Raw genomic sequence first — 12,664 nt, 5'->3', positions numbered from 1 at the left:
AGGTGAGGACCCTGATACCCGCGCCGCGCGCGTCCACCGAGGACGACCCCGCGCCGCCGGTGCCCGAGAGCCCCCGGACCTCGCGCCCCTGGACGGCCGTCGTGCTGGTGGTGGCGCTCCTCGGCGCCGGGGCCGGGCTGCTGTTCCGCGCCCAGCAGTTGACCGGGGCGCCCGCCCTGCACAACCGGGCGCTGTCCGACACCGGCGCCACCTCCCGGGTGGCCGATGAGGTCGGCGGAGCACTCACCCGGGTCTTCTCGTACGGGCCCGGCGACACCGCCACGACCCGGGAGGCCGCGCGCCGGCTGCTCGCGGGCAGGGCGGCCCGCCAGTACGAGGCGCTGTTCGGCCAGGTCGAACAGCGGGCGGCGCTGCAGGGACTGACGCTCACCACCCATGTCGTACGCGCCGGGGTGACCCGGCTCGACGACCGCGGCGCGCACCTCCTGGTCTTCCTCGACCAGGTCGCCCAGCGCACCGGCAAACGCGCCACCACGGTCGCCGCGCAGCTCTCCGTCACCGCCGAAGCGCGGGACGGGCGCTGGCGGATCGTCGACATCCGATCGCGATAGGGGGCACCCGCACCGATGGCCCGCACCACGAGAGGCAACCCGCTCCTGACGGCGGCGGCCGCACTGGCCCTCCTCGCCGCCGGAGGCGCCGGCTGGGGCGGCTGGTCCTGGTACGCGGCGGCGCACGACGAGTCCGCCGCGTACGCCACCGCCCGCGACGAGGCGCTCGCCGCGGGCGAGCAGGCCGTGCAGAACATGAACACCCTCGACCACCGCGACCTGCGGCGAGGACTGGACACCTGGGAGGACTCCGCCACCGGGGAGCTGCTGGCCCAGCTGACCGGCGGGCGGCCGCAGTTCGAGCGGCAGATCCGGCAGGCGAGGACGGTGACCTCGGCGAAGGTGCTGTCGGGCGCGGTGACCGAACTGGACACCCGGGCCGGGCGCGCGAGCGTGATGGTCGCCCTCCGGATCACGGTGACCCCGCCCAAGGGCGCACCCGCCGCCAAGGAGAGCCGGATGCTCGGCGAACTCACCCGCACCCCCGAGGGCTGGAAGCTCAGCGCCCTCGGCCAGGCACCGGTCGGCAGCACCGGGGCCACCGCCGACTGAGAGCGCCTTGCGAAGGACCCCGGCGCGGAACCGCGAGGAACCGAGAGGACCCGGCACCATGTCGACGACCCGACACCTCATCAACCGCCAACGCCGCCTGACGGCAGCGCAGGCCACCCGCCCGGCGGCACCACCACCGCGCCCCGACCGCCCGGAGCGGCCCGACCGCGCCGGCCGGCCCCACGGTGCCGGGCTCCCCGACCGAGCAGCGGCGCCCGACCCCCGCGACGAGGCAGGGGCGTCACCGCCACGGGCCCGGCCGCGCCGGCGGCTGCCCGCCGCGCTGGGCGTCCTCACCGTCCTCCTGGGCGGTTTCGCCGCCTGGGCCACCGGGGAGGCGGCCGCCCTGCGCGACACACCCGCCGCCCGCAACGCCGCGCTCACCGACATCGCCCGTACCAGTGAGCTGAAGGGCCGGGTGACCAAGGCGGTCAACGAGTTGTTCTCGTACGACTACGCGGCCACCGCCCCGGCCGACAGGGCCGTCCGGGCCCACCTCACCGGCAAGGCGGTCGGGCAGCACCGCGCGATGCTCGCACCGGTCCGGGCGCAGGCCGCCGGGCAGAAGCTCGTCCTCACCACCACCGTCACCCACAGCGGGGTGGAGCTGATCGACGGGGACCGGGCGCGGGTGCTGGTCTACGCGGACCAGAGCAACACCCGCACGGCGGCCAAGAAGGCCGAGACGACGTACGGCGCCGCGATGTTCGCGGTGGAGGCGGTCCGGAAGGACGGCACGTGGCGCATCGCCGTCATCGACACGCTGGGAGCGGGCTCATGAGGTCACGAGGACGGCGGCCGAACGTGCGCCGGGGAGTCGGCGGGACGGTGGCGGCCGTCGCCGCGATGGCCGCGCTGACCGCGTCGCAGGCTCCCGGTGCGCTCACGCCGCCGGTGCCGGCGGCGGCGGACGGCCCTGCCGGGGCCCCGGTGCCGCGGCCGGCGGACGACGGCGCGTACCACACGGAGCTGCCCCCGCTCGCTCTCCCGCCCGCGCCGTCACGGGCGCTTGGGCCCGGCGGCGTCCCGTCCGGGGCCGGGGGCGTCCGCCCGGCCGGTCCGGTCGCCGCCGCCCACGCCGGGATACCCGCCACCGTCCTGGCCGCCTACCGGCGCGCCGAGGCCGCCGTCGCCCGCACCGACCCGGGCTGCCGGCTGCCGTGGCAGCTGCTCGCCGCGATCGGCAAGGTCGAGTCGGGTCAGGCGCGCGGAGGCCGGGTGGACGCGCACGGCACCACGCTGGAGCCGATCCTCGGTCCGGTCCTCGACGGCCGGGGGTTCGCCCGGATCACGGACACCGACGGCGGCGCGTACGACGGCGACACGGTGTACGACCGGGCGGTCGGCCCCCTGCAGTTCATCCCCTCCACCTGGGCCCGCTGGGGCGCGGACGCCAACGGCGACGGCCGCCGGGACCCCGGCAACGTCCACGACGCCGCCCTGGCCGCCGGGCACTACCTGTGCGCGGGGGAGCGGACCCTCACGGTCAAGGCGGACCTGGACCGGGCGGTGCTCAGCTACAACCACTCGGGCGCCTACCTGCGGACCGTCCTGGCCTGGCTGGCCTTCTACCAGGGCGGCGCGCACGCCGTGCCGGACACCACGGGCGTGCTCCCGGTGAGCCCGGGCGCGGGCCGTGGCACCGGCGGCACCGCCGTCACCGGCGGTGGCAAGGTCCCGAAGCCGGCCCCGCGTCCCGCCCCGCCCGGCGGCGGGATCGTGGTGGGCCCGCCGCCCTCGCCCCGCCCGCCCGTCGTTCCCGCCCGGCCCACGCATCCGTCCCGGCCGCCCGTCACCCCGCACCCCTCCCCGTCCCCGCCCAGGCCGTCGCCCTCCCTCCCGTCCCCGACCCCGGCGCCCACGCCCACTCCGACGCCCACCCCGACGCCCACGCCCACGCCCACTCCGACGCCCACGCCCACCCCGACCCCCACGCCCACCCCGACCCCCACCCCCACGGAACCGTCGCACCCCACCTGCCCGCCGCCGACCGGCCCGCCCCCTCCGGACCCGGCCCGCAACCCGGACCCCGACCCGGCCCCGGGCCCGGCCACGGAACCGGCGCCCGCCGGCACCCTCGCCGGCGAACCGTGCTCAAACCCCGCCCCCGCCTCCTGACAGCACCTCACCGAGGTCGTACGAGACGGGCTCCTCCAACTGCCCGTACCCGCAGCTCTCCGGCGCCCGGTCCGGCCGCCACCGGCGGAACTGGGCCGTGTGCCGGAACCGGCTGCCCTCCATGTGGTCGTACCCCACCTCGCACACCAGCTCGGGCCGCAGCGCCACCCACGACAGGTCCTTCTTGCCGGACCAGCGGCTCGGGGCGCCCGGTAGCCGGGCGGTCTCGTGCGCCGTCTCGTCCGTCCAGGCGGCCCAGGGGTGGCCCTCGGGCGGGTCCATACGCAGCGGCTCCAGCTCGTCGACGAGTTCCGCGCGACGTTTCGCGGTGAAGGCGGCGCACACGCCGACGTGCTGGAGGGCGCCGTGGTCGTCGTACAGGCCGAGGAGCAGGGACCCGACGACCGGGCCGCTCTTGTGGAAGCGGTAGCCGGCCACGACCACATCGGCGGTCCGCTCGTGCTTGATCTTGTACATCAGCCGGGCGTCGGGCCGGTAGCGCAGGTCCAGGGGCTTGGCGATCACCCCGTCGAGCCCGGCGCCCTCGTACTGCTCGAACCAGCCCCGGGCCACGTCGATGTCGGTGGTGGACGGGGCGAGGTGGACGGGGGCGTCGACACCGCGCAGGGCCTCCTCCAGGACCGCCCGGCGCTCGACGAGCGGGCTGTCCATCAGCGACTCGTCGCCCAGGGCCAGCAGGTCGAAGGCGATGAACCGCGCCGGGGTCCGCTCGGCCAGCATCGCGACGCGGGAGGCGGCGGGGTGGATGCGCTCGGTGAGCCGGTCGAAGTCCAGCCGCCCCTCATGGGCGATGACGATCTCGCCGTCCACGACGCAGCGTTCCGGGAGCCGGGGCGGCAGGGCGGTGACCAGCTCGGGGAAGTACCGGGTGAGGGGTTTGCCGGTGCGGCTGCCGATCACCAGTTCGGGGCCGTCCCGGTGGACGACGGCCCGGAAGCCGTCCCACTTGGCCTCGTAGTGCATACCGGGCGGGATCTTCTTCACGGACTTGGCCAGCATCGGCTTCACGGGTGGCATCACCGGCAGGTCCATGGCTCGATTCTGCCCGACCCTTGGGTGCTATGCCCGATATGCGATGTCCCTCGGGGCGCCCTACTGTGACGCCTATGGGAAACGCGGTGGAGCTGGAGGCCGGCGGGCGGACCGTACGTCTGTCCAACCCGGAAAAGATCTACTTCCCGGAGCGGGGCTTCACCAAGCTGGACGTGGCCCGCTACTTCCTCGCCGTGGGCGAGGGCATCACCCGCGCGCTGCGGGACCGCCCGACGACCCTGGAGCGCTTCGTCGACGGAGTCGACGGCGAGTCCTTCTTCCAGAAGCGCGCGCCCAAGAACCTCCCCGACTGGATCCCTACCGCCCACATCACCTTCCCCAGCGGCCGTTTCGCCGACGAGATCCGCCCCACCGAGATCGCGGCCGTCATCTGGGCGGCCAACCTCGGCACCCTCACCTTCCACCCCTGGCCCGTCCGGGGGACCGGCACCGACCACCCCGACGAGCTGCGCATCGACCTCGACCCCCAGCCCGGTACCGGCTTCGCCGAGGCGGTGGCCGCCGCGCACGAACTGCGCGCCCTGCTCGACGAGCACGAACTGCGGGGCTGGCCCAAGACCTCCGGCGGACGCGGCCTCCACGTCTACGTACCGATCGAGCCCCGCTGGGACTTCACCCGCGTCCGCCGCGCCGCCATCGCCGTGGGCCGCGAGCTGGAACGGCGCATGCCGGGCCGGGTCACCACCGCCTGGTGGAAGGAGGAGCGCGGCGAACGGATCTTCGTCGACTACAACCAGACGGCCCGCGACCGGACCATCGCCTCGGCCTACTCGATCCGCCCCAAGCCGCACGCCCCCGTCTCCGCCCCGCTGCGGTGGGACGAACTGGACGACGTCGACCCCCGCGACTTCGACCTGGCCACCATGCCCGTGCGCTACGCCGACCACGGCGACATCCACGCCGACATGGACGACCACGCCTTCTCGCTGGACAGCCTGCTGGAGCTGGCCGCCCGGGACGAGCGCGACCACGGCCTGGCGGACCTGCCGTACCCGCCGGACTACCCGAAGATGCCGGGTGAGCCCAAGCGGGTACAGCCGAGCCGCGCCAAGAAGACCGGCTAGCCGGTCACAGCTCCTTGATCCGGATGTCGCGGTAGGAGATGACGTCCGTCGTGCCGTGGACCTGGAGCCCCAGGTGGCCGGTGGCGTACCGCCGCCCGTCGGTTCCCGGGTCGCCGTCGCGCGGCGGGGAGAACTCCTGGCCGCCGTCGTTGTCGAACTCGTTGATCAGGACACCGTTGCGGAACACCGAGTAGTGCTGGCCCTCCACCCGGATCTCGTAGTCGTTCCAGGTGCCCTTCGGGGTGACACCCGCGCCACCGAGGCCCACCCGGTCGAACCCGTAGACCGATCCCGTCTTGTACATGTCGCCGTCCGGCCGGTCCAGCACCTGGATCTCGTGACCGAACTTGATGGCGACCCACTCCGGCCGCGACTCCTCCGGGTGGTCATGCACGTTCGGGAAGCGGACGAACACCCCGGAATTGGCGTTGCCGGTGCCCGGGGCGTCGTCGCGCCACTGGAGCTTCAGCGAGAAGTCCCCGTACCGCCGCTGCGGGTACCACAGCATGCCCATGCCCGGCACCGTGGCGCTGCTGGTCATCGAGCCGTCGCCGTTGAGGCCGAACCTGCCCCCGCCCACGTGCTGCCACCTGGCGAAGGACTCCGCCGAGCCGTCGAACAGCGTCCGGTAGCCGGTGGTTTGCCCCGGCTTGCCGATGCCGGACTCCCTGGCCGCCCGGTAGACCGTCCGGTGCTCGCGGGCGTCGATCACGCCCTCGGCGAGCAGCCGGTCGAGGACCGTGTCCACGTGCTTGAGGAACAGCGCGTGCGACGACCAGTCCTTCTCGTCCTCGATCAGCTCGTTGATCGTGCACCGGCCGCGCGTCATCCGGTTCGGTACGCCGCTGTCGACCGTGCCCACGATGACGGTGAGCCGCTCGTCGTACTCGGGGCAGTGGGGCGCCGGTACGCCGCCGCCCTCCGCGACGTCGAAGCTCACCCGTCCGGCCGCCGAGGTGTTGCCGGCCTTGTCGGTGGCCCGGTGCAGCACCGTGTGGTGACCCACCCGGTCCACGACGACCGGCGCCGTGTACGCCAGGTACGGCCCGCCGTCCAGGGAGAACTCCACCTTGTCCACGCCCGAGCCGCCGGTGTCGGACGACGTCACCGTCACGGTGGCGCTGGTGACGAACGCGCCGTCCGCGTTCCTGCTCCCGGTCACCGCGGCCACCGTCTCCGGCGGGGTGGTGTCCTGGGCGGGCGGGGCGACGACGGTGAACTGCACGGACTTCTCGGCCGCCGCGTTCCCGGCCCGGTCGGTGGCCCGGTACCGGACCGTGTGGGTGCCCACCTGGTGAACCATCACCGGGGCGGTGTACGCCTGCCAGGCGCCGCCGGCCCCGATCGCGTACTCGACGGTGTTGACGCCCGAGCCGGTGTCGGACGCGCTGACGGTCACCGTCGCCATGTCCAGGTACTGGCCCTGCTCGTTCCTCTCGCCGCTGACGGTGGCCGACGTCTCCGGTGGCGTCCTGTCGTCCGTCGGGGGCGCGACGACGGTGAGGTCCACGGCCTTCTCGGCCGAGGTGTTGCCCGCCCTGTCGGTGGCCCGGTAGCGGATCCGGTGGGTGCCCACCTGGTGGACCATCACCGGGGCGGTGTACGCCTGCCAGGCGCCGTCCGCCCCGACCGCGTACTCGACCCGGTCCACGCCCGAGCCGCCTTCGTCGGTCGCCGAGACGGTGACGTTGGCGTGGCCGACGTACGCGCCGTCCGCGTTCCGCTCGCCCTCGACCTTCGCGGAGGTCTCCGGCGCCGTGGTGTCCTCGCCGCCGCCCCCGTCCGTCACGGTGAGGATGCCCTGCATCGAGCCGTGGCCCGGGATGGTGCAGTAGAAGCGGTACCGGCCGGGTGTCAGCGTGACCTGCGCGGTGTGCCTGCCGCCCTGGTCGTCGTTGGGGTTGGCCAGGATGTTCAGCCGGACGTCGTCGTTGTACTCCGGGTCCGAGACGTCGAACGTCAGGGTGTGCGGCATCCCGGTGGTGTTCCCGGTGGCCGCGCTGTTCTCGAAGACGATCGTCGCCGGCCCCGCCACCGCCGTGGCCGGGAACGTCAGGTAACGGTCGATGGGGTCACCGGCGGTCCAGGTCAGCACCTGGTCCGCCACGGCCGCCGGCCCGTTGTCCGGTCGCCCGTACGCGGCGGTCGACGTCAGGCCGAGGACCATCAGCAGCGCCCCGGCCAGGGCCGTCCAGAGCCTCAGGGAACGGTGTCTCACCGGGTGGCCGCCTTCCTCGCGAGGCCGTCGGCGGCCGGCGTCGGCTCGCCGCCCTTGTACGTCACGCGCCACAGCGCGGACCTGGAGTCGGAGGTGAAGAAGCCGCGCCCGTAGTCCAGGACGTACAGCGAGCCGTCCGGCGCGAACTTCCAGTCCATCAGGTTGCGGATGCCGTTCGCCCCCACCGGGATGATCTTCTTCAGGGACTCGGCGTGCACCGGCAGGCCGCCCCTGCCGACCGTCCTCGGGTCGGTCAGCACGGCGTGCCGCGGCTGGTCACCGTCGTAGAAGTCACCGACGAACCACTTGCCGTCCCAGTACGACGGCCACTTGACCGTGCTGCCGGACGCCGCGTCGTACCGGTACACCGGCCCGTTCATGGTCGCCTGGCCGCCGCCCTTGAGCCACGGAAGCAGCAGCTTCTGCTCCTCGGTCCGGTAGCTGGGCACGCCGCTCGCGTCGCGCGGGTAGTCCACGCCGCCGCCCTGCGGCGAGTACCAGATGGTGTTCGGCGTGACCGGTGGCAGGTTCACCAGGCCGTCGTTGTTGGGCGACTCGTTCTTCGGCTTGGCGCAGTCGTACCAGCCCAGCGGCTTGGCCGGGTCGGGGAGGTTGCGGTCCCGGTAGGGCTGGTTGTTGCCCATGCAGTACGGCCAGCCGTGGTTGCCCGCCCTGGTGATCGCGGCGAAGGTGTCGTACTTCGCCGGGCCCCAAGTGGTGGACGGCGCTCCGGCGTCGGGGCCGACCCACCCCGCGTACAGGATGTCCGTCCGCTGGTCGACGAAGATCCGGGCGGGGTTGCGCACGCCCATCACATAGATCTCGCCACGGGTCTTGCCGCCCCCCTCGTCCGGCTCGTCGCCGGTGAAGAGGTTGCCCTCCGGGATCGTGTACGTCCCGTCGTCCTCCGGGTGGATGCGGAGGATCTTCCCGTTGAGGTTGTTGGTGTTGCCCGCCGTGCGGCGGGCGTCGGCGAAGGAGACACCCCGGAAGTCCGGCTCCGGGTTGTTGCCCGAGTACCCCGAGCTGAAGCCGCTGGAGTTGTTGTCACCGGTGGCGATGTACAGGTTCTCCTTGGAGTCCCACGCCATGCCGCCTCCCGCGTGGCAGCAGCTGTGGATCTGCACCGGCCACCTGAGCAGCACCTTCTCGCTCGCCGGGTCCAGGGTGTCGGTGGCGGGGTCGAGGGTGAACCGGGAGACGTACCGCTCCGCCATATGGGTGTCGCGGTTGATCCGCGAGTGCGGTGTGTAGTGCAGGTACACCCAGCCGTTGGTCATGAAGTCAGGGTCCAGCTCGATCCCGAGCAGCCCCTCCTCGTTCTTGGTCAGCTCGTCGCCCCCGCCCTTGTTGCCGAAGACCGTGAGCGCGCCCGCGAGGCGGACCTTCCCCGTTCTCGGGTCGTAGACGTGGATCTCGCCCCTGCCCTTGCCGATGTCCGGGTCGTTCCAGTCCGTCACCACCGGGTGGGAGGAGTCCGCGCCACCGCGCCCGATGTACAGGACCCGGCCGTCCGGGGCGACGACCAGGCCGTGCGGCTCGCCGATCTGGTCGTTGAGCCCGGGCTGGTTGGGCCGGGTGATCCGCTCCGCCGTGTAGTGGGCGTCGATGGTGGCCTTGCAGTCGGCGCGTGAGAGCCGGGTCGTCCAGAGCAGCGCGCCGCGCAGGTGGTCACGGAAGTCGGTCTCGGCGAACGAGTCGGCCGTGCCGCCCATGCCGGTGTAGAAGGAGCGTCCGCCGTCGTAGTCACGGCACCACGAGACCGGGTGGTCCCAGCCGTTGGCGCTCGGCCCCGGCTGGTAGGTGCTCTCCCTGACGCGTGCGACCGTGTGGACGCTGCCCGAGGGGTTGACCGTCCAGTTCAGCCACTTGTCCGGGCGCTTCCAGTTCAGCGGGAGCCGCTGCGTGGCCGGATGCTGCCGGTCACCCACCTCCACCGTGGCGCGCTGCACGGCCGTGGGGCTGTTCGCGGCGGGCCGGGCCCCGACCAGGCCGGTGAACCAGTCCGAGTACGGCTCGGTGCGCGCCGCGTCGTGGACGCCCAGGAAGCCGCCGCCCGCCTCCATGTACGCCTCCAGGCCCGCCTCCTGCTCGGGGTCGAGGACGTCACCGCCGCCGGTCAGGAACACGACCGCGTTGTACCGGCCGAGCTTGCGGGCGCTGGTGAAGACCGAGGCGTCGTCGGTGGCGTCGGTGCGGAACCGCTGCGCCGTCGGGCCCGACAGGCCGATCGACTCGATCGCCGCGATACCGGCGTCGACGGCCGGTGACTCGGCCGTCGCCGAGGCGTGGAAGACCAGCACCCGCACATCGGCCCCGCCGGGCGGCGAAGGGAGGGACAACGTTGTCCGAACGCTGGGCCCGGGCTCGCCCGGGTTGGGTTCGGCGGTGGCCGCCGTACCGCTGAGCAGGGAGGCCGCCAGGGCGCCGGCGGCGAGCGCCGCCGCCGGTCCGCGGCGGGTTCTCGACCGGTGATGTGGTGCACGGTGCATGTGTTCACCCACCCCTTTGTGGTCACAGCAAACGACGATGAAGCTAGACCTCTTTCCGCGGCGCGCCAATAGCTTGGCAGCAATCCCGCGAACTTTGTCCTGGCTGTGGATGAACCAGGGTTCACCCGGCTACGGTGTGCCCGTCCCGGGGGCACCTCGCCCCGTCATCCTCCGCATCGCACTGGGGAGTTCGGCATGGACAGACGGAGCTTCAACCGGCGGCTCCTCGCCGGGGGAGCGGTTGCCGCGACCGGCGTGACATCGTTGTCCCAGGCTTCCGCGCCCGTCGCGGTGGCGGCGGAGGCACCCGCGCCGACCGCCCCGGCCGGCGGTCGGGTGCGGCATCTCAGGCTGTACGCGGAGAAACTGGCGGACGGTCAGATGGGCTACGGGCTGGAGAAGGGCAGGGCCACCATCCCCGGGCCGCTCATCGAGCTCAACGAAGGGGACACCCTCCACATCGAGTTCGAGAACACCATGGACGTGCCCGCCAGCCTGCACGTCCACGGCGTCGACTATGACGTGGCGAGCGACGGCACCAGGATGAACCGCAGCCATGTGGAGCCCGGTGGTACCCGCACCTACACCTGGCGCACCCACGCCCCCGGCCGCCGCAAGGACGGCACGTGGCGCGCCGGCAGCGCGGGCTACTGGCACTACCACGACCACGTCGTGGGAACGGACCACGGCACGGGAGGCATCCGCAAGGGCCTGTACGGCCCGGTCGTGGTGCGCCGTCAGGGCGACATCCTGCCCGACAAGCAGTTCACGATCGTCTTCAACGACATGACGATCAACAACAGGCCGGGCCACCAGAGTCCGGACTTCCGGGCCACCGTGGGCGACCGGGTCGAGATCATCATGATCACGCACGGCGAGTACTACCACACGTTCCACATCCACGGTCACCGGTGGGCGGACAACCGCACCGGTCTGCTCACCGGCCCCGACGACCCCAGCAGGGTCGTCGACAACAAGATCACCGGACCCGCCGACTCGTTCGGTTTCCAGATCGTCGCCGGCGAACACGTGGGCGCCGGCGCGTGGATGTACCACTGCCACGTGCAGAGCCACTCCGACATGGGCATGGCCGGCCTGTTCCTGGTGGCCAAGCCGGACGGCACGATCCCCGGGTACGAGCCGCACCATCCGCCGCCGGCCGCCCCCGGCGCTCACACCCACTGAACGGCCGCGCCGACCGGTGCCCGCCCCGGGGGTGACCGTGGCGGGTCCGACCGTCGAGGTCACGTACGCGTGGGACGACGGCAGCCGCCGGTGCTCCTGGCACACCGCCGGTCCTCGCGCGACTCCTGGCTCAGCGCGTGCATCACCGCGCTCCACGACCCGGGGGCAGCCCCGTGAGCTGCCACGCTCCCGGGCGGGCCTTCGACGCCGTCGTCGCGCACTCCTTCGGGGTGCCGGCCTCCTTCGCCGCCCTTCAGGACGGCGTCGTGGCGCGCCGGTTCGGCGGCATGGGAGGCGTCGCCGAGTTCGGCCACCGCTCGACGCGTTGCGCGCACGGCTCGGGTTGCGCGAGCGGCCGAAGGACGACATGCGCGGCTACGTGGAGCGAGCCTCCTCCCGGCGGGCCCGGCTCGTGGTCCCCAGGGGCGGGACCACCGGGGTGTCCCCGGCCACCCGGACGCCGTCGCCCGGGTGGGTGGACCCGGTGGTCACCGCCGGCGCCCTGTCGGGACCCGCCCCGGCCGTCCCGGCCGCCACAGCGGCAGCGGCGGCCGGGACGGTCACGGCACCGGGGCAGCGCCGCCGGATCCGTCGTCTCCGCCCGCCGCGAGGACGCGGTCACTTGTCCCACGGTACGGGCCGGGCCCGGTCGCCGGAGCCGGTCATACGCGCGGGCGCCCTCCCGGTGCGGCGCTCCGGCGGCGGCACCAGACTCGGCACCATGCTGACAACCCGGTACGTCACCGGCGCCCCGAACTGGCTGGACCTCGGGGCGCCCGACCTCCGGGGCGCCGCGTCCTTCTACGGCGCCCTGTTCGGCTGGCTTCTCCGGCCGGCCGGCCCCGAGGCGGGCGGCTACGGTACGTTCCGGCTCGACGGCAGGACCGTCGCGGGCGGCAGGACCGTGCCCTCCGAGCAGGCGCAGTCCGGGTGGCTGGTCCACTTCCGGACACCCGACGCCGACGCCACCGCGGCAGCGGTACGGGCAGGCGGCGGAACCGTGCTGTCCCCGCCGGCGGACCTCCTCGGCCTCGGCCGCAGAGCGGTCTTCACCGATCCGGCGGGAGCCCGCTTCGCCGTCTGGCAGCCCGGCACCCACGAGGGTCTGGAAGTGGTCGGCGCTCCCCACACCCTGTGCTGGACCGAGCTGCACACCCGCGACCCGGCCGCGGCCATGGCCTTCTACGGGGCGGTGCTCGGCATCGAGTCGTCCTCGGCCCCCGGGCCCGGCGGCACCGGTGGCCATCTCCTCCTCAACCCGGCGGGCGGCGGCACCCCTTGCCCAGCACGCCATGGAAGCCCATGCTTACGGAGCGGACCGGCGCCCCCCGCCCCCTGGGACCGTTGATCGTTCGTTGACGTGCCGTTTATCGCGGCGGGGCAGCGTAT

11 protein-coding genes are annotated in these 12,664 nt (G+C 73.4%); 7 read left to right on the top strand and 4 right to left on the bottom strand.

Features of this window, described 5'->3' with window-relative positions; all coding sequences use genetic code 11:
• Positions 1–2: 2 nt before the first annotated feature.
• From AC07DW_RS10965 to AC07DW_RS10950, 4 genes are read left to right on the top strand one after another with little or no spacing between them, the layout of a single operon-like run.
• Positions 3–572: a hypothetical protein gene (locus AC07DW_RS10965; protein ID WP_478857324.1), complete on the top strand. Its 570-nt coding sequence runs from the start codon at positions 3–5 to the stop codon at positions 570–572.
• Between the two features lie 15 nt (positions 573–587).
• Positions 588–1,124, top strand: coding sequence for a hypothetical protein (locus AC07DW_RS10960; protein ID WP_478857323.1), 537 nt, complete (start codon positions 588–590; stop codon positions 1,122–1,124).
• A 58-nt stretch (positions 1,125–1,182) separates the two neighbouring features.
• Entirely contained in the window at positions 1,183–1,905 is a 723-nt protein-coding gene (locus AC07DW_RS10955) for a hypothetical protein (protein WP_478857322.1), read from the top strand.
• On the top strand, positions 1,902–3,242 hold the full coding sequence (locus AC07DW_RS10950) for a lytic transglycosylase domain-containing protein (RefSeq protein WP_478857321.1): 1,341 nt from the start codon (positions 1,902–1,904) through the stop codon (positions 3,240–3,242). Before AC07DW_RS10955 ends, AC07DW_RS10950 begins: the two co-directional genes overlap by 4 nt.
• Here the strand turns inward: AC07DW_RS10950 and AC07DW_RS10945 are convergent.
• Positions 3,219–4,295: an ATP-dependent DNA ligase gene (locus tag AC07DW_RS10945; protein ID WP_478857320.1), complete on the bottom strand. Its 1,077-nt coding sequence runs from the start codon at positions 4,293–4,295 to the stop codon at positions 3,219–3,221. The two genes, AC07DW_RS10950 and AC07DW_RS10945, sit on opposite strands and share 24 nt — an antisense overlap.
• 74 nt (positions 4,296–4,369) lie before the next feature.
• On the opposite strand from AC07DW_RS10945, the gene ligD reads away from it, so the two are divergent.
• Positions 4,370–5,380, top strand: coding sequence for a non-homologous end-joining DNA ligase (ligD, locus tag AC07DW_RS10940; protein ID WP_478857319.1), 1,011 nt, complete (start codon positions 4,370–4,372; stop codon positions 5,378–5,380).
• A 4-nt stretch (positions 5,381–5,384) separates the two neighbouring features.
• Here the strand turns inward: ligD and AC07DW_RS10935 are convergent, their stop codons facing one another.
• Together AC07DW_RS10935 and AC07DW_RS10930 are read right to left on the bottom strand one after the other, a co-directional pair.
• The gene (locus tag AC07DW_RS10935; protein ID WP_478857487.1) at positions 5,385–7,547 is read right to left on the bottom strand and encodes an OmpL47-type beta-barrel domain-containing protein; all 2,163 of its coding nucleotides are present in this window, start codon (positions 7,545–7,547) and stop codon (positions 5,385–5,387) included.
• A gap of 47 nt (positions 7,548–7,594) precedes the next feature.
• A complete protein-coding gene (locus tag AC07DW_RS10930; protein WP_478857318.1) occupies positions 7,595–10,090 on the bottom strand; it encodes a ThuA domain-containing protein in 2,496 nt (831 codons plus the stop codon).
• Positions 10,091–10,285: 195 nt separating this feature from the next.
• On the opposite strand from AC07DW_RS10930, the gene AC07DW_RS10925 reads away from it, so the two are divergent.
• Positions 10,286–11,275 (top strand): multicopper oxidase domain-containing protein, encoded by a 990-nt coding sequence (locus AC07DW_RS10925; RefSeq protein WP_478857317.1) that lies wholly within the window; start codon positions 10,286–10,288, stop codon positions 11,273–11,275.
• 59 nt (positions 11,276–11,334) lie between these two features.
• Here AC07DW_RS10925 and AC07DW_RS10920 read toward each other — a convergent pair whose 3' ends face one another.
• Positions 11,335–11,610, bottom strand: coding sequence for a hypothetical protein (locus tag AC07DW_RS10920; protein ID WP_478857316.1), 276 nt, complete (start codon positions 11,608–11,610; stop codon positions 11,335–11,337).
• A 386-nt stretch (positions 11,611–11,996) separates the two neighbouring features.
• On the opposite strand from AC07DW_RS10920, the gene AC07DW_RS10915 reads away from it, so the two are divergent.
• Positions 11,997–12,623, top strand: a complete 627-nt coding sequence (locus AC07DW_RS10915) for a VOC family protein (RefSeq protein ID WP_478857315.1) — start codon at positions 11,997–11,999, stop codon at positions 12,621–12,623.
• Positions 12,624–12,664 lie beyond the last annotated feature (41 nt).

Source organism: Streptomyces sp. NPDC045701 (assembly GCF_056432045.1).
Note: the sequence above shows the minus strand (reverse complement) of the source record. Positions and strands in the feature narration are given on the sequence as shown.

What these genes read in the sequence shown, in the direction of transcription:
- AC07DW_RS10960 (WP_478857323.1), top strand. Translation starts at nt 588, where the DNA reads ATGGCCCGCACCACGAGAGGCAACCCGCTCCTGACGGCGGCGGCCGCA.
- AC07DW_RS10955 (WP_478857322.1), top strand. Translation starts at nt 1,183, where the DNA reads ATGTCGACGACCCGACACCTCATCAACCGCCAACGCCGCCTGACGGCA.
- AC07DW_RS10950 (WP_478857321.1), top strand. Translation starts at nt 1,902, where the DNA reads ATGAGGTCACGAGGACGGCGGCCGAACGTGCGCCGGGGAGTCGGCGGG.
- AC07DW_RS10945 (WP_478857320.1), bottom strand. Translation starts at nt 4,295, where the DNA reads ATGGACCTGCCGGTGATGCCACCCGTGAAGCCGATGCTGGCCAAGTCC.
- ligD (WP_478857319.1), top strand. Translation starts at nt 4,370, where the DNA reads ATGGGAAACGCGGTGGAGCTGGAGGCCGGCGGGCGGACCGTACGTCTG.
- AC07DW_RS10935 (WP_478857487.1), bottom strand. Translation starts at nt 7,547, where the DNA reads ATGGTCCTCGGCCTGACGTCGACCGCCGCGTACGGGCGACCGGACAAC.
- AC07DW_RS10930 (WP_478857318.1), bottom strand. Translation starts at nt 10,090, where the DNA reads ATGCACCGTGCACCACATCACCGGTCGAGAACCCGCCGCGGACCGGCG.
- AC07DW_RS10925 (WP_478857317.1), top strand. Translation starts at nt 10,286, where the DNA reads ATGGACAGACGGAGCTTCAACCGGCGGCTCCTCGCCGGGGGAGCGGTT.
- AC07DW_RS10915 (WP_478857315.1), top strand. Translation starts at nt 11,997, where the DNA reads ATGCTGACAACCCGGTACGTCACCGGCGCCCCGAACTGGCTGGACCTC.